Origin of the sequence: Magnetospirillum sulfuroxidans (assembly GCF_018224925.1) — a bacterium.
GTDB classification, from domain to species: domain Bacteria; phylum Pseudomonadota; class Alphaproteobacteria; order Rhodospirillales; family Magnetospirillaceae; genus Magnetospirillum; species Magnetospirillum sulfuroxidans.
The window spans coordinates 14729-40212 of record NZ_JAGTUF010000027.1 but is presented as its reverse complement, the minus strand read 5'-3'; the positions used below and the strand labels follow the sequence as shown (position 1 = coordinate 40212).

The 25484-nt window shown below is 62.3% G+C and carries 28 protein-coding genes and 1 tRNA gene; 13 read left to right on the top strand and 16 right to left on the bottom strand.

The window, feature by feature from the left end; translation table 11 throughout:
• Window positions 1-241 precede the first annotated feature (241 nt).
• The 8 genes from htpX (at window position 242) to KEC16_RS18145 (ending at window position 8857) form a co-directional block, all read left to right on the top strand.
• Window positions 242-1204: a zinc metalloprotease HtpX gene (gene htpX / locus KEC16_RS18180; protein WP_211551598.1), complete on the top strand. Its 963-nt coding sequence runs from the start codon at window positions 242-244 to the stop codon at window positions 1202-1204.
• Between the two features lie 36 nt (window positions 1205-1240).
• Window positions 1241-2539 (top strand): RsmB/NOP family class I SAM-dependent RNA methyltransferase, encoded by a 1299-nt coding sequence (locus tag KEC16_RS18175; RefSeq protein ID WP_211551596.1) that lies wholly within the window; start codon window positions 1241-1243, stop codon window positions 2537-2539.
• Window positions 2539-3777, top strand: coding sequence for an O-antigen ligase family protein (locus tag KEC16_RS18170; protein WP_211551594.1), 1239 nt, complete (start codon window positions 2539-2541; stop codon window positions 3775-3777). The genes KEC16_RS18175 and KEC16_RS18170 overlap by 1 nt, the downstream gene beginning before the upstream one ends.
• 72 nt (window positions 3778-3849) lie before the next feature.
• Entirely contained in the window at window positions 3850-4836 is a 987-nt protein-coding gene (moaA, locus tag KEC16_RS18165; RefSeq protein ID WP_211551592.1) for a GTP 3',8-cyclase MoaA, read from the top strand.
• A 46-nt stretch (window positions 4837-4882) separates the two neighbouring features.
• Entirely contained in the window at window positions 4883-5650 is a 768-nt protein-coding gene (locus tag KEC16_RS18160) for an NAD kinase (protein WP_211551590.1), read from the top strand.
• A complete protein-coding gene (locus tag KEC16_RS18155; RefSeq protein WP_211551588.1) occupies window positions 5647-6687 on the top strand; it encodes an AbrB family transcriptional regulator in 1041 nt (346 codons plus the stop codon). The genes KEC16_RS18160 and KEC16_RS18155 overlap by 4 nt, the downstream gene beginning before the upstream one ends.
• Window positions 6684-7898, top strand: a complete 1215-nt coding sequence (pseC, locus tag KEC16_RS18150; RefSeq protein ID WP_249209306.1) for a UDP-4-amino-4,6-dideoxy-N-acetyl-beta-L-altrosamine transaminase — start codon at window positions 6684-6686, stop codon at window positions 7896-7898. Before KEC16_RS18155 ends, pseC begins: the two co-directional genes overlap by 4 nt.
• Window positions 7895-8857, top strand: coding sequence for a hypothetical protein (locus KEC16_RS18145; RefSeq protein ID WP_211551584.1), 963 nt, complete (start codon window positions 7895-7897; stop codon window positions 8855-8857). Before pseC ends, KEC16_RS18145 begins: the two co-directional genes overlap by 4 nt.
• Here KEC16_RS18145 and KEC16_RS18140 read toward each other — a convergent pair.
• From KEC16_RS18140 to trxA, 4 genes are read right to left on the bottom strand one after another with little or no spacing between them, the layout of a single operon-like run.
• Window positions 8854-9294: a gamma-butyrobetaine hydroxylase family protein gene (locus KEC16_RS18140; RefSeq protein ID WP_211551582.1), complete on the bottom strand. Its 441-nt coding sequence runs from the start codon at window positions 9292-9294 to the stop codon at window positions 8854-8856. The two genes, KEC16_RS18145 and KEC16_RS18140, sit on opposite strands and share 4 nt — an antisense overlap.
• Before the next feature lie 17 nt (window positions 9295-9311).
• On the bottom strand, window positions 9312-9494 hold the full coding sequence (locus tag KEC16_RS18135; RefSeq protein WP_211551580.1) for a Trm112 family protein: 183 nt from the start codon (window positions 9492-9494) through the stop codon (window positions 9312-9314).
• Window positions 9495-9504: 10 nt separating this feature from the next.
• On the bottom strand, window positions 9505-10131 hold the full coding sequence (locus KEC16_RS18130) for an LON peptidase substrate-binding domain-containing protein (protein ID WP_211551606.1): 627 nt from the start codon (window positions 10129-10131) through the stop codon (window positions 9505-9507).
• Window positions 10131-11057, bottom strand: a complete 927-nt coding sequence (trxA, locus tag KEC16_RS18125; RefSeq protein ID WP_211551578.1) for a thioredoxin — start codon at window positions 11055-11057, stop codon at window positions 10131-10133. Before trxA ends, KEC16_RS18130 begins: the two co-directional genes overlap by 1 nt.
• A gap of 173 nt (window positions 11058-11230) precedes the next feature.
• On the opposite strand from trxA, the gene KEC16_RS18120 reads away from it, so the two are divergent.
• Window positions 11231-11305, top strand: a tRNA-Gly gene (locus KEC16_RS18120).
• Window positions 11306-11366: 61 nt separating this feature from the next.
• On the opposite strand, the gene KEC16_RS18115 is transcribed toward KEC16_RS18120, so the two are convergent.
• Complete coding sequence (locus tag KEC16_RS18115) at window positions 11367-11903, bottom strand: peroxiredoxin-like family protein (RefSeq protein WP_211551576.1); 537 nt, start codon at window positions 11901-11903, stop codon at window positions 11367-11369.
• Between the two features lie 106 nt (window positions 11904-12009).
• On the opposite strand from KEC16_RS18115, the gene KEC16_RS18110 reads away from it, so the two are divergent.
• Complete coding sequence (locus KEC16_RS18110; protein WP_211551574.1) at window positions 12010-12861, top strand: AraC family transcriptional regulator; 852 nt, start codon at window positions 12010-12012, stop codon at window positions 12859-12861.
• Here KEC16_RS18110 and KEC16_RS18105 read toward each other — a convergent pair.
• Complete coding sequence (locus tag KEC16_RS18105) at window positions 12836-14437, bottom strand: sensor histidine kinase (RefSeq protein ID WP_211551572.1); 1602 nt, start codon at window positions 14435-14437, stop codon at window positions 12836-12838. The two genes, KEC16_RS18110 and KEC16_RS18105, sit on opposite strands and share 26 nt — an antisense overlap.
• 154 nt (window positions 14438-14591) lie before the next feature.
• Here KEC16_RS18105 and KEC16_RS18100 point away from each other — a divergent pair, with 154 nt between their 5' ends.
• Window positions 14592-14921: a hypothetical protein gene (locus tag KEC16_RS18100; RefSeq protein ID WP_211551570.1), complete on the top strand. Its 330-nt coding sequence runs from the start codon at window positions 14592-14594 to the stop codon at window positions 14919-14921.
• Window positions 14922-14924: 3 nt separating this feature from the next.
• Here KEC16_RS18100 and KEC16_RS18095 read toward each other — a convergent pair whose 3' ends face one another.
• The 10 genes from KEC16_RS18095 to KEC16_RS18050 all read right to left on the bottom strand — a co-directional run bounded on the left by KEC16_RS18095 (window position 14925) and on the right by KEC16_RS18050 (window position 22955).
• Window positions 14925-15866, bottom strand: a complete 942-nt coding sequence (locus KEC16_RS18095; protein ID WP_211551568.1) for a glycosyltransferase family 2 protein — start codon at window positions 15864-15866, stop codon at window positions 14925-14927.
• Window positions 15867-15873: 7 nt separating this feature from the next.
• A complete protein-coding gene (locus KEC16_RS18090; protein ID WP_211551566.1) occupies window positions 15874-16350 on the bottom strand; it encodes a YchJ family protein in 477 nt (158 codons plus the stop codon).
• A 21-nt stretch (window positions 16351-16371) separates the two neighbouring features.
• Window positions 16372-16728 (bottom strand): hypothetical protein, encoded by a 357-nt coding sequence (locus KEC16_RS18085; protein WP_211551564.1) that lies wholly within the window; start codon window positions 16726-16728, stop codon window positions 16372-16374.
• Between the two features lie 79 nt (window positions 16729-16807).
• Window positions 16808-17722, bottom strand: a complete 915-nt coding sequence (locus KEC16_RS18080) for a ParB/RepB/Spo0J family partition protein (protein ID WP_346344132.1) — start codon at window positions 17720-17722, stop codon at window positions 16808-16810.
• 5 nt (window positions 17723-17727) lie between these two features.
• A complete protein-coding gene (locus tag KEC16_RS18075; RefSeq protein WP_211551561.1) occupies window positions 17728-18531 on the bottom strand; it encodes a ParA family protein in 804 nt (267 codons plus the stop codon).
• Window positions 18524-19147: a 16S rRNA (guanine(527)-N(7))-methyltransferase RsmG gene (gene rsmG, locus KEC16_RS18070; RefSeq protein ID WP_428846069.1), complete on the bottom strand. Its 624-nt coding sequence runs from the start codon at window positions 19145-19147 to the stop codon at window positions 18524-18526. The genes KEC16_RS18075 and rsmG overlap by 8 nt, the downstream gene beginning before the upstream one ends.
• A gap of 19 nt (window positions 19148-19166) precedes the next feature.
• Window positions 19167-21035: a tRNA uridine-5-carboxymethylaminomethyl(34) synthesis enzyme MnmG gene (gene mnmG / locus KEC16_RS18065; RefSeq protein ID WP_211551559.1), complete on the bottom strand. Its 1869-nt coding sequence runs from the start codon at window positions 21033-21035 to the stop codon at window positions 19167-19169.
• Between the two features lie 9 nt (window positions 21036-21044).
• Window positions 21045-22352, bottom strand: a complete 1308-nt coding sequence (gene mnmE / locus KEC16_RS18060; protein ID WP_211551557.1) for a tRNA uridine-5-carboxymethylaminomethyl(34) synthesis GTPase MnmE — start codon at window positions 22350-22352, stop codon at window positions 21045-21047.
• 10 nt (window positions 22353-22362) lie between these two features.
• Window positions 22363-22704 (bottom strand): (2Fe-2S) ferredoxin domain-containing protein, encoded by a 342-nt coding sequence (locus KEC16_RS18055; RefSeq protein ID WP_211551555.1) that lies wholly within the window; start codon window positions 22702-22704, stop codon window positions 22363-22365.
• Between the two features lie 2 nt (window positions 22705-22706).
• Complete coding sequence (locus KEC16_RS18050) at window positions 22707-22955, bottom strand: DUF6489 family protein (protein ID WP_211551553.1); 249 nt, start codon at window positions 22953-22955, stop codon at window positions 22707-22709.
• Between the two features lie 89 nt (window positions 22956-23044).
• On the opposite strand from KEC16_RS18050, the gene KEC16_RS18045 reads away from it, so the two are divergent.
• Both KEC16_RS18045 and KEC16_RS18040 read left to right on the top strand, forming a co-directional pair.
• Window positions 23045-24982, top strand: a complete 1938-nt coding sequence (locus KEC16_RS18045) for a thioredoxin domain-containing protein (RefSeq protein WP_211551551.1) — start codon at window positions 23045-23047, stop codon at window positions 24980-24982.
• Complete coding sequence (locus KEC16_RS18040) at window positions 24979-25440, top strand: methylated-DNA--[protein]-cysteine S-methyltransferase (RefSeq protein WP_346344131.1); 462 nt, start codon at window positions 24979-24981, stop codon at window positions 25438-25440. The genes KEC16_RS18045 and KEC16_RS18040 overlap by 4 nt, the downstream gene beginning before the upstream one ends.
• Window positions 25441-25484: the final 44 nt, after the last annotated feature.

Below are 25484 nucleotides of genomic sequence, written 5' to 3'. Positions count from 1 at the left end.
GCCGCTCCACACCACAGATTGAGTCAGACTTTCGACGCTTTGGGAATCCCCTTTCGTTCCAAAATTAGAACTGCTGGCCCCTTGAGCTTGGTGATATCCCACGACCACACCTGATTGGGACCGCACACCTAGCCGGCGAAGCCCTGGCTGAATTTCTCGCCCCGACGGCACCTTGAATAAAGCGCCATCCCCGCTTATTCAATTCATGTTCAATGTTTGCCCTGCCTTTCGAGGTTAAGCCATGTCCTATGCCCGCACCGCGCTTTTGCTCGCCGCCATGACCGGTCTGTTCCTGGCGCTTGGCGCCTTGATCGGTGGCCAAGGCGGCATGATGATCGCCCTGGTCATAGCCCTGGGCATGAACGCCTTCGCCTATTGGAATTCCGACAAGATGGTGCTGTCCATGTACGGCGCCCAACAGGTTGATCGCCATTCCGCCCCCGGTCTGGTGACCATCGTCGAGCGTTTGACCACGCGGGCCGGCATGCCCATGCCCAAGGTCTTCATCATCCAATCGGAACAGCCCAACGCCTTCGCCACCGGCCGCGACCCGGAACACGCCTCGGTCGCCGCCACCACCGGCCTGCTTGATCGGCTGTCGCCACAAGAGGTCGAAGGCGTCATGGCCCATGAACTCGCCCATGTGAAGAACCGCGACACCCTGATCATGACCATTACCGCCACCATCGCCGGCGCCATCGGTATGATCGCCAATTTCGCCATGTTCTTTGGCGGCAGCTCTCGCAACGACCAGGAAGGCGGCGGCAACGGTCTGGGCATGATCGGCGGGATCTTGGTCGCCATCATCGCCCCCCTGGCCGCCATGGTGGTGCAGATGGCCATTTCGCGAACGCGCGAATACGCCGCCGATGCCGAGGGCGCCCGCATCTGCGGCAATCCGTTATGGCTGGCCAATGCGCTGGAACGGCTGGAACAGGCCGCCCATGTCATCCCCAACCGCGCGGCCGAACATAACCCGGCCACCGCCCATCTGTTCATCGTCAATCCGCTATCCGGCCGCGGCATGGACAACCTGTTTTCCACCCATCCCAACATGACCAACCGCGTCGCCGCCCTGCGCGCCATGGCCGCCCAGGCCGGCATGACCTGGGATGCCCGGGCCGATCAGCAACAGAGCACGGGCCGCGGCCCGGGGCCGTGGGGGAATCCGCCTCCGCCCGCGAACAAAGGGCCGTGGGGATAATGGATTCTTGCGCGGGGATGATGTAAGGGAAGGGGCATGGCTCGCACACCCCCCCTCGACCCCCGCTCCATCGTCCTTGACCTGCTCGATTCCGTGCTGGCGCAAAAGCGTCTGCTGGACGAAAGCCTGGACAGTGAACCCCGTCTGTCCAAGTTGGCCGACCGCGACCGCGCCTTCGTCCGCCTGCTGGTCGCCACCATCTTACGCCGCCTGGGGCAAATAGATCAGGTCATCGGCCGCTGCCTGGAACGCGACTTGCCGGTCAAGGCCATCCGCGTCCGCAACATGCTGCGGCTGGGGGCGGCGCAATTGCTGTTCCTCGACACCCCGCCGCACGCCGCCATTTCCACCACCGTCGACCTGGCCAAGAATTCCCAATTGGCCGGCTTCGCCAAGCTGATCAACGCCGTCCTGCGCCGGCTCGACCGTGAAGGCCGCGCCTGGGTGGCCGAACAGGATGCGGCGCCGCTCAATACGCCGTCCTGGCTGTGGCAATCCTGGCGCGCCACCTATGGCGAGGATCTGGCCCGCCACATCGCTGCCGCCCATCAGGTGGAAGCGCCGGTCGACATCACTGTCGCCGGTGACCCGACCTTGTGGGCGGAACGACTTGAGGCGGAAATTCTGCCCACCGGCACCTTGCGCCGCCATGGCGGCGGCGACGTCACCCAATTGCCCGGCTTCGCCGAAGGGGCGTGGTGGGTGCAGGATCTGGCCGCATCATTGCCGGCCAAGCTGATGGGATCGTTGAAAGGCAAGCAGGTGGCCGATCTGTGCGCGGCGCCGGGCGGCAAGGCATTGCAATTGGCAGTGGCCGGGGCCGAGGTTACCGCGGTGGATCGCTCGGCCAAGCGCATGCTGCGTTTTCGCCGCAACCTGGAACGCCTGAAATTGGCCGCCACCATCGTCGAAACCGACGTCGCCGGCTGGATTCCGCCCGCATTGTTCGACGCGGTTCTGCTGGATGCGCCGTGCACGGCCACCGGCACGCTGCGCCGTCACCCCGACGGTGTTCATCTCAAAGGCCCCGGCGACGTGGCTTACCTGGCCGATCAGCAGCATGCCTTGCTAAAAGCGGCGGTTTCCATGGTCAAACCCGGCGGCACCCTGGTCTATTGCGTCTGTTCGCTGGAGCCGCAAGAAGGCGAGGCGCAAATCACCCGTCTGCTGGACAGCGGCGCCTCGATCTGTCGCGACCCCATCCTCGCCACTGAAGTGCCCGGCCTGGAGATGATCCTGACCCCTGCCGGCGAAGTGCGCACCCTGCCGCATTATCTGGCGGAAAAAGGCGGCATGGATGCCTTTTTCATCGCCCGTCTGAAACGTCTGGAATAATGGCGACGGCAGCCGCGCCCACGCCCTGGTCAGCCTGGACCACGCCTTTGGCGCTGTTCCTGGCCCCGGCATTCGCCCTTTACCTGCCCCATGCCCTGGTCATCACCCTGGCGGTCTGTGCGCTCGCCCGATTGGCCGAATGCCTGTGGTTTCGCGTTGTCCCGCAGTGGCGACAACCGGCTGTTTTGTTGATCATGGCCTTGGCCTTGTGGGCCTTGGCCTCAGCCACCTGGGCCATTCAGACCAAGGCGGCCGTGGAAGGCGCCGCTAGTCTTCTCGGCTTTGGCACCCTGCTGCTGTTCTCCCTCGACAATGGCGCATCGTTGCCGGAACCGGCACGGCGGCGAAGCTTCGGCGCTTTTTTCGCCGGCGCCATGTTGGCCACCTTTCTGCTTCTGTTTGAAATCATCAGCGGTGGCCAATTGGCGGCGTGGTTTCGTGGATACGATCTCAGCGATAATTTGCAAAATGAGCTGGCCACACGCTCGCTTAATCGCGGCGTCAGCTTTCTTGGGGTGATTTCACCGCTTGTGGCGCTGGCCGCTTGGCGTTTTTTCACCGGTCACCGCCGCCTCCTGGCTTTGTGCGCAACCGCGCTTGGTCTTGCCTGCGCCCTGTCATGGGGTAAGGATGCGGTGCTGCTGGCTGGTGCCGGCGCTGTTGGCTGCGCCGTCTTGGTTCTGGCCCCCAATCCGTGGCCCAAACGATTCTTCAGCGCCGCGATCATCTCTTTGGTGGTGTTGTGGCCGCTGCTGACTCTGCAACTCCCCGGCCCTCAGGCGATTTGGGAGCAATGGCGCGCTTGGCCGCCCTCATTGCAGCATCGCCTGTTCATCTGGCACTTCACCGCCGAACACATCACTGAAAAGCCTGTTCTCGGCTGGGGCATGAACAGCGCCAAGTCCATCCCCGGTGGGGATCGCGACATCGACGTCGGCAATGATAAGGGCCGGTTGCAATGGCGCGCCCTGCCATTGCATCCTCACAATGCCATTTTGCAATGGTGGCTGGAACTCGGAGCGGTCGGCGCCAGCTTGGCCGCAGCCTTGACAATCCTTGCCGCAACAGCCATCTGCCGTTTAACCAGCCGCGTTGATCGCGTCACCGCCGCCGCCGTTTTCGGTCAAATCTGCGTCATCTCGCTGCTGAGTTTCGGCGCGTGGCAAAGCTGGTGGTTGGCCACCATGGTCTTCGCCGTCTGGCTGATCCGAATCCTGGTCCCGCTTGACCAAGCTTAAGACTGGTTGGTGCGGCGCACCCTATATTAGGATCCGTCAAGCCGTGCAATCGGCAGCGGGAGAGCTTGCCCCATGATCGATCCCTTCGGTCGTTTCGTCAGTTATCTGCGCGTATCGGTCACCGACCGCTGCGACCTTCGTTGCGTCTATTGCATGGCCGAGGACATGAGCTTCCTGCCCAAGGCCGATGTCCTGAGCCTGGAAGAGCTGGAACGGCTGTGTACCGCCTTTGTCCGCAAGGGCGTGCGCCGGATCCGCCTGACCGGTGGCGAGCCGTTGGTGCGCCGCAACATCATGAGCTTGATCAACGGCCTTGGCCAATTGGTGCATGATGGCGCCCTGGATGAATTGACCCTGACCACCAACGGCACCCAATTGGGCAAATATGCCGAAGGCTTGGCCAAGGCCGGCATCCGCCGTCTTAATGTTTCGCTCGACAGCCTGGACCCGGCCAAATTCGCCGCCGCCACCCGTTGGGGCCGCCTGGATCAGGTGCTCGACGGCATCATGGCGGCCAAACACGCCGGCTTGGCCATCAAGATCAACACGGTGGCGCTGAAGGGTCTGAACGACGGCGAATACGATCATCTGGTCGAATGGTGCGGAACGCACGGCTTTGACCTGTGCCTGATCGAGACCATGCCCATGGGGGAAATCCACGCCGACCGCATGGAACAATATGTGCCGCTGTCGGACATCCGCGCCGATCTGCACCGCCGCTGGACCCTGAGCGAAAGCGATTACCGCACCGGCGGTCCCGCCCGTTACATGGATGTGGCCGAAACCGGCCAGCGCATCGGCTTCATCACCCCGATGACCCATAATTTCTGTGAAACCTGCAACCGGGTGCGGGTCACCTGTACCGGCACCTTGTTCATGTGTCTGGGCCAAGATGACGCCGTCGATCTGCGGACGCCGCTTCGTTGCAGCGAAGCCGACCAGACCCTGGACCGAGCCATCGACGCGGCCATCGCCAGAAAACCCAAAGGCCACGATTTCATCATTGATCGCGATTCACGCCCGGCGGTGTCGCGGCATATGAGCGTGACGGGCGGCTGATCCCTTCCTATACTGGCGCTCCCCATCGCCGCCGACAGTTGCCGTCATGAGCTTTTCCAAGATCGCCTTTGTCGCCGCCGACACCCAGCCGGGTCAGGCCGCGCTGGCGCGGCTGATGGATCGTTATCCCCATGTGCCGCCCGATCAGGCCGACATCATCGTCGCTTTGGGCGGTGACGGCTTTGTTTTGGAAACCCTGCATCGTTGGCTTGACCGCAAGGTTCCCATCTATGGCATGAATCGCGGTTCGGTCGGCTTTTTGCTCAATTCCTTCCGCGAGCACGGCCTGATGGAGCGGTTGCACCGCGCCCAGCCGGTGCTGCTGCATCCGCTGCGCATGAAAGCGCGTCTGGCCGATAATTCCGAGATCGAGGCCCTGGCCATCAACGAAGTCTCGTTGTTCCGCCAAACCCGTCAGGCGGCCAAGATCCGCATTCGCATTGACGGCAAGGAACGTCTGGACGAGTTGATCTGTGACGGCATCATGGTCGCCACCGCCGCCGGTTCGACCGCCTATAACCTGTCGGCGCACGGCCCGATCATTCCGTTAGGATCCGATATCTTGGCGCTGACCCCGATTTCCGCCTTTCGGCCACGACGGTGGCGCGGCGCGCTCTTGCCGCAACACGCCCGCGTGTCGTTCGAAGTGCTTGAAGCCCCCAAGCGCCCGGTTTCGGCGGTGGCCGATTACACCGAAGCCCGCGACGTCGTCGAGGTCGAGGTGCGTGAAGACCGCAGCGTCGGCCTGAGCTTGCTGTTCGACCCGGAACACAATCTGGAAGAACGCATCCTCAACGAACAATTCCAGTCGTGAACTGGCGTCCGCTCAGCCTGGCCCTGACCTTGGGCGCAAGCGGCGGCACCGTGTTCTTCCTGGCCGACCTACCGTTGCCTTGGATGCTGGGGGCGATGACCACCTGCATCATCGCCGCCCTGTCCGGTCTGCGACCGGCCATGTCCTCGCCCCTACGCGCCGCCATGCTGGCGGTGCTGGGGGTGATGCTGGGCAGCGCCTTTACCCCGCAATTGCTCCAACAGGCGGCCGGCTGGAGCCTGTCGCTCAGCGCCTTGTTCCTGTCCATGGCCGCCGCCACCGTCCTGGTCATGGCTTATTTGCGCCGCTTTGCCGGCATGAACCTGCCCACCGCCTATTTCGCCGCCGCGCCGGGCGGCGTCAACGAGATGGTGGTGACCGGCGGCGCCATGGGCGGTGACGAACGCTCCATCGCCCTGATCCATTTTCTCCGCATCTTGTTCATTGTCTTCACCATTCCCTTTGGCTTTCGCTTGATCACCGGCGTCCACGGCGCCCCCATGAGCCGGTCCATGGGATCGCTGGCCGATCTTGCCCTGATCGATGCCGCCCTCTTACTGGCCTGCGCCATCGGCGGCGCCCTGGCCGGACGGCTGTTGCGCTTTCCCGCCGCCACTCTGACCGGGCCGATGGCGGCCAGCTCGGTCATCCATGTGCTGGGACTGACCGCCTCGCATCCACCGGCGGAACTGGTCATCGCCGCTCAGGTGATCACCGGCGCCGGTCTGGGCTGCCGCATGGTCGGCCTGAGCTGGCGGCATCTGGTGGAAACCGCCCGCATCGCAATGGGCTCTACGATGATTTTGATCACAATAAGCGCCGGATTAGCGGCAATTTTGGCCAGGGCCGCCGATTTACCCTTTTCCTTGCTGCTGCTCGCCTTCGTTCCCGGCGGCATCGCCGAGATGTGTCTGATCGCCCTGGCCTTGGGACAAGACGTGGCCTTTGTCTCGACACACCATGTCTTGCGCGTCATCTTGGTCATCGCCTGCGCTCCGCTGGCCTTTCGTCTGTTCAAACCATGGTTCCGCCCATGAAGACCCTTCCCACGATCCCTTTTCTCCCCTATGGCCGCCAAAGCATCGACGAGGACGATATCCGCGCCGTCGCCGCCGTGCTGGCCAGCGATTATCTGACCACCGGGCCGGTGTCGCAGCGTTTCGACGAGGTTCTGGCCCAAACCGTCGGCGCCCGCCACGCCATCGGCTGCGCCAACGGCACCGCCGCCTTGCACATGGCGGCATTAGCGCTGGATCTGGGGCCGGGCGATTGCATCATCGCCCCAGCCATCACCTTCACCGCCACCGCCAACGCCGCCCGTTTCGTCGGCGCCGAGGTGGAATTCGCCGATGTTGACCCCAACACCGGTCTGATGCGGCCCGAGGATGCCGCCGCCGCGCTGGCGCGGGCCAAGGCCAAGGGCTGGCGACCGCGCGCCCTGTTTCCGGTGCATCTGGCCGGGCAGATCTGCGCCATGTCTGAACTGGCCCAATTGGCCGACCGCCATGGGCTTGGCGTGGTCGAGGATGCCTGCCACGCCATCGGCGGCAGCCAGGACGGCCACCGGGTCGGTGATTGCGCGTTTTCAACCATGGCGGCGTTTTCCTTTCATCCGGTCAAAACCGTGGCCATGGGCGAAGGCGGGGCGCTGACCACCAATGACGATGGCCTGGCCGAACGCTTGCGGCTGTTGCGCAGTCACGGCATCACCCGCGATCCAAGTCAGTTTCAACGCCCCGATCTGGCCTTTGAGAGCGATGGCGGCGTCAATCCCTGGCATTACGAGATGGTCGAACTGGGTTTTAATTACCGCCTGTCCGATATCGCCTGCGCCTTGGGCCTGTCGCAACTGGCCAAGTTGGAAAGCTTTGTCGTCCGCCGGGCCGCCTTGGTCGCCCGCTATGACCACGCCCTGGCCGCATTGTCGCCGCTGTTGCAGCCAATTCCGCGCCGCCCCGGTGACCAACCCGGTTGGCACCTCTACGTGGTTCTGATGGATTTCGCCGCCCTGGGGCGTTCTCGCGCCCAAGTCATGGCGCAGTTACGGGCCGCCGGCATCGGCACCCAGGTGCATTATATTCCAGTGCCCGAGCAGCCCTATTACGTCGAACGCTATGGTCGCCCGCTTTTGCCCGGGGCCAGCCACTATTTCAGCCGCTGCCTGTCGCTGCCGCTTTATCCGGGCCTCGGCGATGCCGACCAGGATCGGGTCATCGCCGCCTTGCATGATGTGATCGGCTCGCCGTGATCGTCGCCATCCATGCCGATGCCGGCCCCGGAATCGGCTTGGGCCACGCCATCCGCTGTTGCGGCCTCGCCTTGGCCATGGCCCAACGCAATATGATCCCGATCATCTTAAATGCCGCTGGCGATGGCTTACGGCCGTTGCTGAACCAATACCGCCTGACGGACGCCGTCTGTCAGGGCGAAAGCGCCAGCATCGTTCAGGCCGCCCGTGCCGCCGGCGCCGCCATGCTGGTCGTCGATTCCTATCGGCTGGATCGGCCGGCGCTGGCTGCCTTGGCCCATGGGCTGAAGCTGGTGTGGTTCGACGACACCGCCGAGCAGCCGATGATCGCCGACGCCATCATCAACGGCTCTCCCGCCGCGCTTTCCCTCCCCTATGCTTTGCCCGCCGGAATTCTGGGCCTGCTGGGACCGAAATATCAGGTGGTGCGACCTGGATTGACCGCCCGCCCGCGCCGCGGCCCGCTGCGCCGTTTGCTGGTCACCTATGGCGGATCGGATCCCAAGGGGGTGGGAAAGGTTCTGGCCGGCATCCTCCCCGCCGCCATCACCACCGATTTCGTCGTCGGTCCCTTTGCCGAGATCCCCGCCAACCTGCCGCCGCACGCACACGTTCACAAAGCGCCCAAGGACATGCCGACCTTGATCGCCGGCGCCGATCTGGCCATCTCGGCCGGCGGACAGACGTTGTTCGAACTGGCGGCGGCCCAAGTGCCAACCATCGCCATCGGCATTGGCGCCGATCAAAAACCCACCCTGGAAACCCTGGATCGGGCGGGCGCCCTGGTCTTTGCCGGCTGGGCCGACGATCCGGCCCTGGCCGACCATCTGCGCGCCCATCTCGGCGTCCTGATCGCCGATGAGGGGCAACGGCTGGCCTTGGCCGCCCGCGCCCATGCCTTGATTGATGGCGGCGGCGGCGAACGCATCGCCGCCGCCCTTGAAATGCTGTTGGCTTAGCCGCAGCCGCCCTTTCCCCCACCACCACAGCCGCCAGCCTTTACCGGACCGGCATTGGTGGCGTTGGGGTGACGCGACAGCCCGGCGGCATCCAAGGCCGCCACATACTCCGCCCAGATGCGTTCTTGCCCGCTTCCCAGGTCGTAGAGGTAATCCCAGGTATAGATGCCGGAATCGTGCAGATCATCAAAGATGATCTTGATGGCGTAATTGCCCACCGCCTCGACGCCGATGATCCCCACATGACTGCGCCCAGCCACCAGCTTTTTTTCGTCCGGGCCATGGCCCTGAACTTCCGCCGACGGGCTTTCCACCCGCAGCAATTCCGCCGGCACGCTAAAGCTGGCGCCGTCATCGAAAACAACGTCCAAACGCTTTTCCGCCTTCTTCACCGTGATATCGGTGGGGGTGTGGCGGCTCCCATAGATCTGACTCATGGCGGGTTTCCTTGGCGTTACAGGCTGCGGGCTTCGTCCGGCAACATGATCGGAATGCCGTCGCGGATGGGAAAGGCCAATCCGGCCTTGTCGCTGATCAGCTCGTTGGCGGCGGCGTCATAGCGCAACGGCCCCTTAGACACCGGACAGACCAGGATTTCCAACAACTTTGGATCAATGGCGGCGGCGCGCTCGGACATGGTTTTCTCCCTAATGACGGATGGTTACACCCGCCTCGGCCAGCACCGCCATTTCGAAAATGGCGGTCATCATGCTGGCGCGATCGGTGATGGTGGGCGCTTCCAACAGCGCTTGCTTTTCTTCCGGTGACAGCGGCGCCGCCATGGCCAAGGTGGTCACCAACTCACGGTCCGACGACGCTTCCAGCTTGGCCATGTCAGAAGCCAGGCCGTTTTGCGCCAGACAGGCGGAAACGGCGGAGATCAAACGACGACGATCGAAAACCGGGTCAGCCTCGCCGGCCATGTCAGTGACGAAGGGACCATAATCAGCCATCACCCGACGATAGCCGGACCGGCCCTCAGCCTCGGCGGTGATGCGGAAGCGGCTCAGACCCTGGCAGGTGATCAGATAACGGCCATCGCCGGTTTCGCCAAAGGCGACAATGCGGGCCAGACAGCCGACCGAATACAGGCCGGGGGCCGGCCCATCGCCGGCCGCCGTCGGCTGCACCAGGGCCAGCAAACGACCAGCCCCCAGGCAATGATCGGTCAGGGCCAGATAACGCGGTTCGAACACCGTCAGGGGCAACCGCCCACCGGGCAGCAGCAAGGCCCCCGGCACGGCGAAGACCGGAACGATGGCCGGCAGCTCCATCACGAGAACAACAGCGTCGACAAGCGTCGGCGTCCCTGCAAGGTAACCGGATGGGCGCCCCCTAAGGCTTCGAAAATCTTCAGCAATTGCTTGCGGGCGCCATCCTGGTTCCAGCCGCGGTCGCGCCGGAACAATTCCAGCAACTCGTCCACCGCCGTCTCGATTTCGCCGCTGCCGTAATAGGCCAGGGCCAGATCGAAACGAGCCTGATGATCGTCGGCGTTGCCGGCCAGGCGGCGGCGCAGATCGGCGGCCTGTCCAGCCCCGGCGGCGGCGGCTTCGTGTAGGTCCAACGCCGTCTTCACCGCGGCGATTTCAGCGTTTTTGACCAGATCGGTGGGTAATTGCCCCAGCATCTGCTTGACCGTGGCGATATCGCCCACCGCCATCAAGCACCGCAGCAAGCCGGCCATGGCCGGGGCGTTATTCGGATCCTCGCCCAGCACCTGCTGAAAAATCTGAGCGGCGGTTTCGGCGTCGCCTTGGGCCAGCATCGCCTTGGCCTCGTCGATAATCTCGGTCAGGGAAGGCTGCGCCGCGCCCTTGCCCAGGCGTTGGACGAAAGCCCGCAGCTGGCTTTCCGGTTGGGCCCCGGTAAAACCATCGACCGGGCGGCCATTGGCGAAGGCATAGACGGTGGGAACCGACTGAATGCGCAGCTGCGCCGCCAGTTCCTGGTTCTTGTCGATGTCGATCTTGACCATGCGCACGGCGCCCCGGGCTTCCACCACCACCTTTTCCAGCGCCGGCCCCAATTGCTTGCACGGCCCGCACCAGGTGGCCCAGAAATCGACGATGACCGGCGTGGTCATCGAAGCTTCGATGACGTCGGCGGCGAAAGTCGCGGCGCTACCTTCCTTGATAAGGTCGTTGGGGGCGGCACCGCCGGCGGCGGGCTTGGATCCGGAACCGATAATGAAGTCCATGACGCGCACTGATCCAGACTGCTGATAAGACCCGCAAAAGATGGGCTGTCGCCGGCAAACGCGCAAGGCCAAACGGGGCTGATGAATTTTTTTGAAAAAACCGCTTGACCCTGTCTCAGCTTTTGCTATTTTCCGGGCCTCCGCAGCGATGAGCCGCGGTGAACGCCAAGGAAGCGGGCGTAGCTCAGGGGTAGAGCACAACCTTGCCAAGGTTGGGGTCGAGGGTTCGAATCCCTTCGCCCGCTCCAAATTCTCCTTCGGGAGACGACACAAAAGACCGGTTCACACCGGTCTTTTGTCGTTTTGGCCTTAGACCTCTCCGCTATATTCCCCTCGGGCCGGATAATCGTTGGCGATGACGAAATCCAACGCCGTCAGCAATTCAGCAAAGCTGGGACGGGCGAACGGCATGGTCTGGGTGGCGCCGTAATACAAGCTGCCATCGGGACGAACCAGAAACAGGCCGGGTTCGGAAAAGAGCGCCGGCTCCTCGATGCCGATCGAGGTCTTCCCGCGGGCGGCCGACAAATACAATCCCCACTCCCGCGCCATCGACAACGGCAAGCCATAGCCAATGCGCAAGGCTTGCGCCTTGACCCGGACCACTGTCTCGGCCGCACGCTCAGCGCTATCCGTGCTGACCGCGATCACCGCGACGCCGCGATGATCGAATTCCGGCAGCAAGCGTTCCAGTTCCGCCAGATAACGCAGGCAAATGGGGCAATGCAGACCACGGTAAAATACCACCATGGTGAAACGCCCTGATTCGGCCGCGGCCAAATCGAATAATCCATGGGCAATGGTGGGAACGGACAGCGCGGGAACGCGGTGGCGCGGCATCAACATGACATTCTCCGATTTTCCAAGGGATGATGCTGACCATAAGCGGGTTTTTGGAACGATAAATGCATGATAGCCTCGAATATCATCTTAATCGTTCAGGTGTTGTCGGATGAACCTTTTGTCCCAGCCGCGGCTGGACCGCCTCTCCGCCTTGCTGTCGCGGTTCAAATTGTCGGTTGAAGTGGATTTTGCCGGCAGCATGAGCTTGAACCGCGCGGTCGCCGGGCTCATCGGACAAGGCGGCTTTCACATCTTGCGCCAGGGGACGATCCAGTTGGACCGCCACCCGCCGATTACCGCCCCGGCCTTGATCCTGATGCCCAGGCAAGACGCGCACCGTCTGCGCGTCGCCGCCGGCGCCACGGCGCAGCTGATCAGCGGCAGCTTGGATTTCGGCCCCAGCGATATCAATCCGATCATCGCCGCCCTGCCCAATCCGGCGATCATCCCCATGGACCACAATCTGGAAGCGACGTTGCTGTTGCTGGAGCAGGAAGCCGTTGCCCCGCGCTGTGGCGCCCAGGCGATTTTGGACCGCATTTGTGAAATCTTGCTGATCCAGGCTCTGCGCCATTTGATCGCCAGCCAAAGCGTCCAAGCCGGGGTTCTGGCGGCCTTGGCCGATGAACGGCTGGCCCGAGCCCTGGCCGCCATCCACACGGACCCAGCCGCGCCCTGGACCCTGGCCAGCCTAGCCGATCTCGCCGGCATGTCGCGCACCGCCTTTGCCCTGACCTTTCACCGCCGCAGCGGCCGGACGGTGGGGGAATATCTCGCCTGGTGGCGGACGTCCTTGGCCAAGCAATTGCTGGAACAGGGGAATTCGTTGAAACGGGTGGCCGGGGAAGTCGGCTATGAAAGCACCAATGCCCTGGCCCAACAGATGCGCCGCATTTTAGGCGTCGGCCCGCGTGAGATTCTTCGCCGGCAAAAACTCACTCCCCCGCCTCGGGCAAAGTGAACAGGAAAGTCGTGCCCTGCCCCGCTTCCGATTCGACCCAGATCCGCCCGCCGAAATGATGGACGATCCGCTGGCAAATGGCCAAGCCTATGCCGGTTCCCGTCCGGTCGCCGGGAGTATGCAAACGCTGGAAGACGACGAAAATCTGTTCATAATATTCCGGGGAAATGCCGATCCCGTTATCGGCCACGGCAAAAACCCACCATCCGGGCTGATCTTGGCGCACGCAAATGCGAATGACCGGCACCCGGCTGGAATCAGCGTATTTGACGGCATTGTCGATCAAATTCTGGAACAGGCTGACCAGCTGAATGTGGTTGGCCTGCACCTTGGGCAAAGCCGCTTTTTCGATCACCGCCTTGCTGTAAGTCAAGGTCGATGCCAGGTTGACCAAGGCCTCGTCCAACGCCGCTTGCGTATCGACTTTTTCCACCGCTTGCGTGCTGTTGGAAAGGCGGGCGTAATTCAGCAAATCTTGGATCAACAATGACATGCGGTTGCTGCCCTCGACGATGAAACCGATGAAATCGTCGGCATCCTCATCCAGGCGACCCCGATACCGCCGGGCCAGCAATTGCGCGTAACTGATGACATTGCGCAACGGTGTTTGCAGATCATGCGAGGCGATATAGGCAAATCGTTCAAGATCCGAATTGGAGCGTTCCAATTCCTCGGATTTTCGGCGCAAGGCCACTCTGCGCCGTTCTTGGCCATTGATGTGAAAGGCGGCGCCAAAAGCGATGACGCTCACCGCCACAAACGCCAAAAGCTCCATCAACCGCAGCCGGATCGAACCATGGCCGATGGCCGACCAGCCGCCCTTGGGCACCGCGGCCATGCGCCAGCTGCCCTGAACCAGTTGCACATCGGCTTGCATCGGCTGCTGAGCGAATAAAGCCGCGTCGCCAAAGATCAGCTCGCCGGCCTCTCCTAAGCCGTCGCGCCCGCGAATCGCCACTTGGAACGGTAGATCGGGATCGGACAGGCCGGCATCGGCAAAGATGGTGGGAATGTCCAAAACCATATTGGCCATGCCATAGAAGCGGCCATCGCGCAAAAACACCGGATTACGCAAGATCAGCCCACTGCCTCCTTGAATCAGCATGACCGGTCCTTGCAACAGCGATGTTTTGCTGGCAATGGCCTGTTTCACCAGTTCGTACTGAACCGGAATATTGCGATAATCGACACCGATCACCGCTTCATTGCCGGCCAGAGGGTAAGTCATGGCGATCACCAAACCATGGCTGACCACCATGTTGCGGACACCGCGCTGATCTTCCAGCAAGATTTTGGCGATCACATCGAACTGATCGGGGCTGATCCCGTCATGGGCGACAATCTGGGCCACAACGCCCCGGGCACGGGCCAGGGGCTCGTTAAGCGAAAATTCCAGCTTGGCCCGCAACGCCGCCAATTGTGCCGCCAAGGCCGTGCGGACTTCCTGCTGCCGGCGTTGCCGTTCAATGTCGTCCGCATGCAGCAACACCAGCCCGGTGACCACGCAGACCACCGCCGCCAATGTCAGCGGCAACCACCGGCTCTGCCGAATTCGCCGTAAAAGACCGCTCACCATGGCCTCCTACCCGCCCATACCCTTTGTATAGGAGGGTAGCCGAGCTTGCGGAAAAGAAGAAGCTTGTTCGATCATTGACAGCACCGCCGCCGACGCTTATCCCTGCGCTGGCCGCTTGGATCGGCCATTTTGCTGCTTTCCGGAAGATAGAACCATGCCTGAACTTGAGCGCCTGCAAGCCGAAATCGACGAATTGCGTCAAGAGAACGAAGCCCTGCGGGCGGAAATGGATGAATTGCGCTTCGAGGCTGATCTCGACGCCTGTCACGCCGTCGGCCTGTCGGCGCAATTGCGCGCGATCATCGCCGAAGGTGACGCTTGCCCCAACAAGGCCGCGCACGCCTTGCTGGAACGCGCCGCTTTCATCAACGACCGTACCGGCGAGCCGATGACCAAGACCCGGTCCTATCCGCTCTATCGCGAAGCCTTTGATGCCGAAGCGGCGGAATGCGGCATCGCCGATCCGGCGAAATATCGCGGCTGATCACTATTCCGGTTTGGGCCTGGGGGCATTGGCGACGTCAAAGGCAATGGCCTGCAACATCAGCTGAAACCCCAGGATCAACGGCAAACCGGCCAACATGACGGTGCCGGCGGTGCGCGGCACCCCACTGTCCACCGAAACCGCCCAGGCGCCTAAGCCCAGCAGCAGGCTGAATGCCGTCAAGGGCAGGCCGACCAGCAGATAAAGCGAGGCGATGTTGAAGTCGTGGACAAAATACGACAGCAGCAGACGGCGTAGAAACCCCCGTGCCAATAGCGGCGGAAAGGTCAGCAAGACCCGGCCGATGCGCAGCGAGGATTCCTCGTCGCCATAGCGGGCCGGTATGGCCACGTCTTCCACCGCCAATCGGGCGGTGCCCAGACGGATCATCAAATCGCATTCAAAGAAATAGCGCGGCGACAGACGCTCAAGATCGATGCTTTCCACCGCACGACGGCTCAGCGCCAAATAGCCGTTGGTCGGATCCATCACCGCCCATTGCCCCGACGCCGCCTTGACCAGGAAAGACAGGGCGGAATTGCCGAGCAAACGCAGCGGCGGCATCGCCCGCAAGGCCTTGAAATCGCGAAAGCGGTTGCCCTTGGCCATCTCGGCCCGCCCCGCCAGCAGCGGCGCCAGCAAGGCCGGCAGAAAGCCCGGATCCATCTGACCATCGCCATCCATCTTGATGGCGATGTCACAATCCAATTCCAGCGCTCGCCGTAAGCCGGTGACCATGGCGGCGCCAACACCACCATTGACCGTATGGCAAAGAACCTCGATGCGCGGGTCGGCGGCGGCGCGTTGCCGCGCCACCTGACCAGAGCCGTCGGGACAACAATCATCGACCACTAAAATATGATCGAGATCACTTGGCAAGCTCTCCAGAACCGCACCAAGATGCCGCGCCACCCGATAACAGGGAATGATCAGGCCGACGCGCATGGCGGGCTCAGGCGCCGCAGCACTTCTTGTATTTTTGCCCCGAACCACAGGGGCACGGATCGTTGCGGCCGACCTTGTTGTCGACCACGCGCTGTTGCGGGCGCGGGTTCATCACCCCGTCAACATACAGCCAACGGCCCTCCAGCTTGCGGAACGAACCCTGCTCGTGATGGGCAAAGGGCTTGCCGCGCAGCGAATAACGGGCGACGAATTCAACGCTACCCTGGTCGCCATCCTCGGTCGTGCTCCGGACTTCCAGGCCGTGCCACTTGGCTTCCTTGATCCACTTTTCGGTTTCGGCCCGGTCATAATCTTCCTTGGCCTCGGGCGCCAAGGTGTCTTCCAGATAGACGGCATTGGCCTGGGTAAAGGCGGTATAGCGCGAGCGCATCAACGCTTCGGGCGAGGCGGCGACGCCGCCGGCCAGCAAAGGAGCGCAACAAAGTTCCAAGCTTTGGCCCGAGCCGCAGGGGCAAGAAGTCATGTAAAACGCCTTTCCGGAATTTCAGAATTCGATCAGGTTGGAAAATACGAAGATACCGATGATGGCAACGGCATAGAAGGCGCCGCCAAGGCCGAGAAGAAACAAGATATTACCCATGGTGCGCAAGGGAAACATGCGCCGTTCCCGGGCTCGCCGTTCGCCCGAACGCTTTTCCATCCCGCCGACCACGGTCAGAAAGAAATTGCCGCCGATAAAGGGAAAGGACAGACGGATATGGATCGGGTGACGCCGCCAACTGGTCGGCTTGACCGCATTCCACAACGCCGCCCGCTGCTCCGGGGTAAAGCTGGCCACCACTTCGACCGGCAAGCGGTCAAGCAGCATTTCCAGGCCACCGGCTTCAACTGCGTCGCTCATCCCCACCCCCCTGCATGACTTCTGTCACCGCATAATATTCAACAGCTTAGGCCCAAAAGTCGAGGCCAAGGACCAAGCCTTAAACCCCGGAACGCGACAGCCGCGACAAGATGTCGTCCAACTGTTCCAGATTGCCATAATGGATGGTCAGCTCACCACCCTTGCCGCTGCTGGTCAGGCTCACCCGACAGCCCAATTGCTCGGTCAAATCCCGTTCCAGGGCGGCGGTATCGGCATCCTTGTCGAACAGCTTGCCCTGGGTTTTGGCCTTGGCCGGCTTAGCCGCAACCTCGCCACCAGCCAACTTTTCGGTCTGACGGACATTCAATTGCTTGTCCACCACCTGATGAGCCAGACCGACCGGATCCTCAGAGGTCAGCAAGGCACGGGCATGGCCCGCCGACAGCTTGCCCTGGTCCAGCAGATCCTTGACCGGCCCCGGCAAGGCCAACAGGCGCATCATGTTGGCAACATGGCTGCGCGACTTGCCCACCGCCTTGGCCAGTTCTTCCTGGGTGTGGCTGAATTCCTCGACCAGACGGCGATAACCCTCGGCTTCTTCCAAGGCGGTCAAATCCTGGCGTTGCAGGTTTTCGACCAAGGCGACTTCCAGCGCTTCCTTGTCGCTGAGATCGCGGATAATGACCGGAACTTCGTGCAACTGCGCCCGCTGCGCCGCCCGCCACCGCCGTTCACCGGCGATAATCTCGTACATGCCCTCGAACGGCCGCACCAAGATGGGCTGCAACACCCCCTTGGTCCGCACCGATTCGACCAGATCGGCAATGGCGGCTTCGTCGAATTGCCGGCGTGGCTGGAACTTGCCCGGCTTAAGCTGGGATACCGGCAGATTGCGCAAACCCAAGGGAGCCGGGACCGAATCGTCGGCCAAGGCGGCCGCCCCCTCGGCCACGGCGGTCGCCGCGGCAACGCCTGAATCGCCCAACAGGGCCGACAGGCCCCGACCCAACTTACGACGCTTCTCTTCCGCCACCGTTCTTAAACTCCCTTGCCAGAGGCCAATTCGCGCTTGAGCACTTCCGCCGCCAGATGGATATAGGCTTCGGAACCGGCACATTTGTGATCATAGATCAGCACCGGCTTGCCATAGGACGGCGCCTCGGAAATGCGGACATTGCGCGGAATGACCGTCTTGTAGACCTTTTCACCGAAGAATTCGCGCACATCGGCGGCGACCTGTTCGGTCAGATTATTGCGCTTGTCAAACATGGTCAGGACGATGCCTTGCAATTCCAGCGTCGGGTTAAAGCCCTTGCGGATCGCTTCGATGGTCTTGACCAGATGGCTGATGCCTTCCAGGGCGAAGAATTCGCATTGCAGCGGCACCATCACCGAATGCGCCGCCACCAGGGCGTTCAGCGTCAGCAGATTGAGCGATGGCGGGCAATCGATCAGAACATAATCATAGGCGCCCAGCGCCGGCTTCAGCGCTTCGGCCAACCGAACCTCGCGCCGTTCCATGTCGACCAATTCGATCTCGGCCCCGGACAGATCGACGCCCGACGGCACCACTTTCAGGCCGGGGATTTCGGTGTCGTGGGTGGTTTCGGCCAAGCCGGCCTCGCCGATCAGCACATGATAGGAATTGACGTCGCGGGCATCGCGGGGAATGCCCAAACCGGTGCTGGCATTGCCCTGGGGGTCCAGGTCGATCAACAGCACCGTCTTCTTGGTCGCGGCCATGGCGGTGGCCAGATTAATGGCGGTGGTGGTCTTGCCCACCCCGCCCTTTTGATTGGCGATGGCAATGATACGGGTAGGCTTTTTGCCAAACTCAGCCACGGCGAACCTCTTGCAGGTGAAGGATTGAGCCGGATGGGTCCGACAGCGACGGCACCCGTTGCGCTGCGATATTCCATTCTTTGGCCGCTTCGGTCAATTCGTCTTCCGCCGCCTGGCCTTTTAGAAACAGGCAGTGGCCGCCGGGCAACAGGTGCGGTTCGGCCCAAATCAGCAATTTACTGAGCGATGCCAAGGCCCGCGCCGTCACCACACTGGCTTTTAGCGGCGGAACTTTTTCGATGCGGTCATTATGAATCGTCACCTTGGTTTCGGTGACGCGGGCGACTTCGCGCAAGAAAGCACATTTGCGCGTATCCGATTCGACCAGATGCACGTCGTCCACCCCCAAGATGGCCAAGACCAAACCGGGGAAACCGGCGCCGCTGCCCATGTCGATAAGTCTGTGGGTATTTTGGGGAAGAAGCGGGAAAAGCTGGGCCGAATCGAGGAAATGCCGGCGCCACAGGCTGGGGATGGTATCGGAGCCAACCAGATTGATGCGTTTTTGCCACTTCTCCAACAGCGCGGCATACAGCACCAGCTTGGCGATGGATTGCTCGGGCAAAGCCAGGAAGGCCAAAATTTCCGGGCCGTCATTCTTGTGGTCTTGTTTCACGTGAAACACCATATATGGGTTAGGCGACATTGCGCCGTTTGACATGAGCCAACAGCGCGGTAATCGCCGCCGGGGTCACCCCGGAGATGCGGGCCGCCGCCGCCAAGGTCTCGGGCCGCGCCGCTTTCAGCTTTTGCCGCACCTCGGCCGACAACGAACCGATGGCATCGTAATCGACTTCTGCCGGCAAGGCCAAATCCTCTTCCCGCCGATAGGCATGGATATCGGCCTGCTGTCGCGCCAGATAGCCCTGATACTTGCCGTCGATTTCCAATTGCTCGGCCACCGCCCCACTCAGCGAAATCAAGTCCGGCCAGATTGCCGTCAAGCGGGTCAAGTCCATGTTGGGATAAGCCAGCAAGTCCCAGGCCGAACGCACCACCCCATCTTGATTGACTTCAAGCCCGGCTTTCTTCAGCACATTGGGCGAGGCCCGCAATGACGCCAGCAGCGCCCTGCCCTGCTGCAACGCTTCCGCCTTGGCGGTAAAGGCGGCGGCACGGACACTGCCGACACAGCCGGCCGCCATGCCCTTGGCGGTAAGCCGCAGATCAGCATTGTCGGCGCGCAGGATCAGACGGTACTCAGCCCGTGAGGTGAACATCCGATAGGGTTCACGCGTGCCCAGCGACACCAGATCATCGACCATCACCCCCATATAGCCATCGGCGCGATCAAGGATGAACGGCTCGGAACCCCCAACCCAGCGGGCGGCGTTGAGACCGGCCAGCAGACCCTGGGCGCCGGCTTCCTCGTAACCGGTGGTGCCGTTGATCTGACCGGCCAGGAACAATCCGCCCATCACTCTGGTTTCCAGCGACCGCTTGAGCTGCCGGGGATCGACGAAATCGTACTCAATGGCATAGCCGGGGCGAAGGATGGTGACGTGTTCCAGACCGGGGATGGTATGGATCATCGCCTCTTGCACGTCAGCCGGCAGCGAGGTGGAAATGCCGTTGGGATAAACCGTGTCGTCGTCCAGACCCTCGGGTTCGAGAAAAATCTGGTGGCTCTGCTTTTCAGCGAAGCGCACCACCTTGTCCTCGATCGACGGACAATAGCGCGGTCCAACGCTTTGGATCTGGCCGGAATACATGGGCGCCCGCGCCAGATTGGCGCGGATGATGGCATGGGTCCGTTCGCTGGTATGGGTGATGCCACAAGCGATCTGCGGCGTGGTGATCGCCGTGGTCAGATAGGAAAACGGCACCGGCGGATCATCGCCGGCCTGCATGTCCAGACTGGCCCAATCGATGCTGCGCCCGTCAAGGCGCGCCGGGGTTCCGGTCTTCAAGCGATCAAGCGGCAAACCGGCCCGGGCCAAAGCCGCCGACAAGCCATTGGACGGCGCGTCACCAAAGCGACCGGCGGGCCAGGTCTGTTCACCACAATGGATCAGCCCGCGTAAGAAGGTCCCGGTGGTGACCACCACCGCCGCACACTCGATCAGGCGGCCATCGGCCAACACGGCGCCGGTTACCCGCCCCTGTTCATAGCGCAGATCCTCGACCGAGCCCTGCAACAAGGTCAGGTTGGCCTGTTCGGCCAGCAAGCTCTGCACCGCCTGGCGATAGAGCTTGCGATCGGCCTGGGCCCGTGGCCCCTGCACCGCCGGTCCCTTGCTGCGATTAAGGATGCGAAACTGGATGCCGCCACGATCAATGGCCTGGCCCATCACCCCGTCAAGGGCGTCTATCTCGCGCACCAGCTGACCCTTGGCCAAGCCACCGATGGCCGGGTTGCAGCTCATCTCGCCGATGGTCTCCAACCGCTGGGTGGCTAAAATGGTGCGAGCGCCAAAGCGCGCACTGGCCGCCGCCGCCTCGGCGCCGGCATGACCGCCGCCGATGACCAGAACATCACAGCTTATTTTTTCCTGGGGTTTCACGTGAAACACCTATTTGCCGATACAAAATTCTGCAAAGACCACATCAAGCAGTTCTTCCACATCCACCCGCCCGGTGATCCGCCCCAGCGCCAGCGCCGCCAACCGCAAATCCTCGGTCGCCAGCTCTATGGGCTTGGCCGGATCAAACGCCGCCAGCGCCGCCAGACATTCATCCACCGCCGCCCGATGCCGCGCCCGCGTCAACGCCGGCTCGGCGGTGACGGCGAAGCGTGACGCCACCTCGGCTTCCAATCGCGCCAGCAGGGTATCGATGCCAAAGCCAGAACGGGCGGATAGCATGATCCCCGCGCCAGAGTCGACAGGATTCGCCACATCGCACTTGTTAAAGACAATGATGGAATCGGCGTCGATCATGGCATGGGTGGCGCCGTCCATCGCCGGCAGCAAACCGGCATCAAAGACCAAGACCTTTAGATCGGCGGATTCGGCCCGGGCCAAGGCGCGGGCGATGCCCTCGGCCTCGATGTCCTCATGCGCCTCACGCAGGCCGGCGGTATCGGCCAGCACCACTGGCCAGCCATGCAGATCAAGATGGGTTTCGATGACGTCGCGAGTGGTCCCGGCCTTGGCCGAAACGATGGCGACCTCGCGTCCGGCGATCCGGTTCATCAAGCTGGATTTGCCGGCATTAGGCGCCCCCAAGATGGCGATGTGGATACCATCGCGCAAACGCTCGCGCCGGTGGCCTTCGCGCTTTTTCATCTCCATGTCGGCGATCAGGGCGTTGACTTGGCCAACCACGTCAAACACCAGATCGTCGCCAATGCCTTCGTCGGAAAAGTCGATCAGGGCTTCCATCAGGGCCAGGGCCCGCACCAACTTTTCCCGCCAGCCCTCGACCAGGACGGCCAGACCGCCGTCTAATTGGCGCAAGGCTTGGCGGCGCTGCGCGGCGGTTTCGGCATCGACCAGATCGGCGATCGCCTCGGCCCGGGTCAGATCGAGCTTGCCGTTGAGAAAGGCGCGACGCGAGAATTCCCCCGCCTCTGCCGGCCGCAAACCCAAATCGAGCAAAGCCTCGGACAAGGCGGCGGCAACGGCGCGGCCGCCATGCAGATGCAGCTCGACCACCTCTTCGCCGGTAAAGCTGTGGGGGGCGGGAAAATACAGGGCCAAGCCATCATCGATATCGTCATCGCCATGGCGCACCCGGACCCGCGTCGCCATCCGCGCCGGCGGCAGCTTGCCGGTCAGGGCGCGCAGGGCCGTCGCACAATCGGGACCGGACAGCCTGAAAACGGCAACGCCCCCGCGACCGGGGGCGCTGGCCAGGGCGAAGATGCTGGCCCGGCTCATGCCAAGATGCTCATTTCTGCGTGGGATTCAGCATCAGCCGCGCCACCCGATCACCGCCCAACAAATGGGTATCGATGATTTCGTCGATGTCTTCTTGGCTGCTGAAGCTGTACCAGATGCCCTCGGGATAGATCACCAGCACCGGCCCCAATTCACAGCGATCCAAACAGCCGGCGGCATTGACCCGAACCCCGCCGACGCCTTTTTTCTTGGCCTGGGCCTTAAGGTAATCGCGCAACGGCTCTGACCCCCGACCGGCGCAAGAACCGCGCGGATGATCGTCAGGGCGACGATTGGTGCAGATAAAGGCGTGAATGCGATAAAACAATTCGGGGTCTGGCGACACGATCATTCCTATTCTCCCGTTCGACGGCTGGCGCTGGCGAACTGAGCCCAGAACATCTTTTGCAATTGCTCCATGCCCTGGACCCCTGCCGGCAGCCACGTCTTCAACATGGCCTCGGGCTCCATCGCCATCAAGGAGGTGGTCATGCGTTCCTGAATCTGGGTCATCATCGCTTCCTGCATCGGCTTGACGTCGGGAAGTCCCAGGAAGGTGCGTGCCTCTTCCGGCGTGCAATCAATATCGACTGAAATTTTCATAGCGGCGGCCCCGGCCTTGTGAAACCTTGCATGAAACCCAAACTAAGCGTTTGAACCCGCACACGCAATCACCACGGAAAGCCGACACCATGACCAACCGCCTTGCCGGTGAGACCAGCCCCTATTTGCGTCAACACCAGGACAACCCGGTTCATTGGTGGCCGTGGGGCGAAGCCGCCTTGGCCGAGGCCAAGGCCAGCAATCGGCCGCTATTGCTGTCCATCGGCTATTCCGCCTGCCATTGGTGCCACGTGATGGCGCATGAGAGCTTTGAAAACGCCGAGATCGCGGCCTTGATGAACACATTGTTCGTCAACGTGAAAATCGACCGCGAGGAACGCCCCGATCTCGACGCCATCTATCAGCAGGCGCTCAGTCACATGGGCCAGCATGGCGGCTGGCCGTTGACCATGTTCTGCACCCCCGACGGCAAGCCGTTTTGGGGCGGAACCTATTTTCCCCCCACCGCCCGTTACGGCCGCCCCGGCTTCGCCGAGGTCCTGCAAGCCATCCATGATTTGTGGCAAAGCGATGGCGACCGCGTCCGCAACAATGTCGAAGCCTTGTTGCTGGCCCTGGCCGAACCCAAGCGCGGTCAGGCGCCGATTCTGTCACCCGCCATGTTGGATCAAGGCGCCAAGGCGATCCTGGCCGCCATCGACATGGAACAAGGCGGTCTGTCGGGGGCGCCGAAATTCCCACAGCCGGGCCTGTTTGACTATCTATGGCGCTCGGCCCTGCGTACTGGCGATCAAACCTTGCATCGCGCCGTCACCCTGACCTTGGACCGCATTTGCCAGGGCGGCATCACCGACCATCTGGGCGGCGGTTTCATGCGCTATTCCACCGATGACATCTGGCTGGCCCCGCATTTCGAAAAGATGCTCTATGACAATGCCCAGCTGATCGATTTGTTGACCCTGGTATGGCAAGACACCGGCAACGGCCTTTTCAAAACCCGCATCGAGGAATGCATCGCTTGGGTTTCACGTGAAATGCTGGCCGAAGACGGTGCCTTCGCCGCTGCCCTCGATGCCGATTCAGAAGGTCATGAAGGCAAGTTCTATACCTGGAACGCCCAAGACATCGTCACCCTGTTGGGAGCCGAGCTGGCCAAGATTTTCGGCCAGGCCTATGACGTCAGCCTGCAAGGCAATTGGGAGGGCGTGAACATCCTCAACCGCTCGGGGCCGCAGCCCGAGGGGGTCGAGGATCAATTGGCCCAGGGCCGCGCCCTGTTGCTGGCCCAGCGCGATACCCGCATCCGCCCCGGCCGCGATGACAAGGTGCTGGCCGATTGGAACGGCATGATGATCGCCGCCCTTGCCAATGCCGGCTTCGTCTTTGACCGCCCCGATTGGTTGGCCATGGCCGAACGGGCTTTTGCCGTCATTACCGGCAAGATGGCCTTGGCCGATGATCGCTTGGCCCATTGCCTGTGTCAGGGCCGGGCCGGCGCTGTCGGCTTTATCGATGATCTTGCCCATATGGCCCGCGCCGCCCTGATGCTGTACCAGACCACCGGCGCCACAGCCTATCTCGACCAGGCGGAAAAATGGGTGGCTGCCGCCGATTGTCATCATTGGGACCAGAATCTTGGCGGCTATTTTCACGTGAGCCACGCCGCCACCGATGTCATCGTCCGCACCAAGCCGGTGATCGATGCGGCTGTTCCTTCGGCCAACGGCACCATGGTTCAGGTCTTGGCCATACTGGCCCAGATCACCGACAAACCGGCTTATGCCGACCGGGCTCAGGCTACGGTGGCGGTGTTCATGGATCAGTTCAACGAGCATTTCGCCAATATGTCGGCGCTGCTGACCGGCTTTGATCTTGCCGCCGCGCCGGTATTGATCACCCTGCCCCGTGGTCACGTCGATCTCTTGCAACCGGTCCGCCAGACCGGCATTGCCAACCGGATCATCCGCTGGAGTGATGACGGGGTGGCCAGCGTATGCCGTGATTCGGTATGCTCGGCTCCGGTTACCAGCGCGCCGGCTTTGCGGCACTTGCTTACGGGGGAATGATGCCGTTCATCAGTCTGAACACGCCAGTCGGCCCACTGACCATCTTTGCCGAAGACGATGCCATCGTCGCCGTCGATTGGGGCTGGCCGCCGGAAACCGACGAACCGCCAGGGCCGTTGCTGGAACGCGCCCGTGATCAGCTTGAAGCCTATTTCGCCGGCACACTGACCCATTTCGATCTGCCCGTTGCCCCCATGGGAACCCCCTTTCAACGCAAGGTGTGGGCGGCCATCGCCGCCATTCCCTTCGGCAAGGCCCGCACCTATGGCGATCTGGCGCGCGAATTGGAAACGGCGCCACGGCCCTTGGGCGGCGCCTGTGGCCGCAATCCCATTCCCATCATCATCCCCTGCCATCGGGTTTTGGGCATGAACGGCTCGTTGGGGGGCTATTCCGGCATGGATGGCATCGACACCAAGCGCTTTTTGCTGGAACTGGAAGGCGTGTCCCTCCCCTGACGAAAATTTGCCGCCACCCTTTGGCTTGCATATACTTCCCCCAT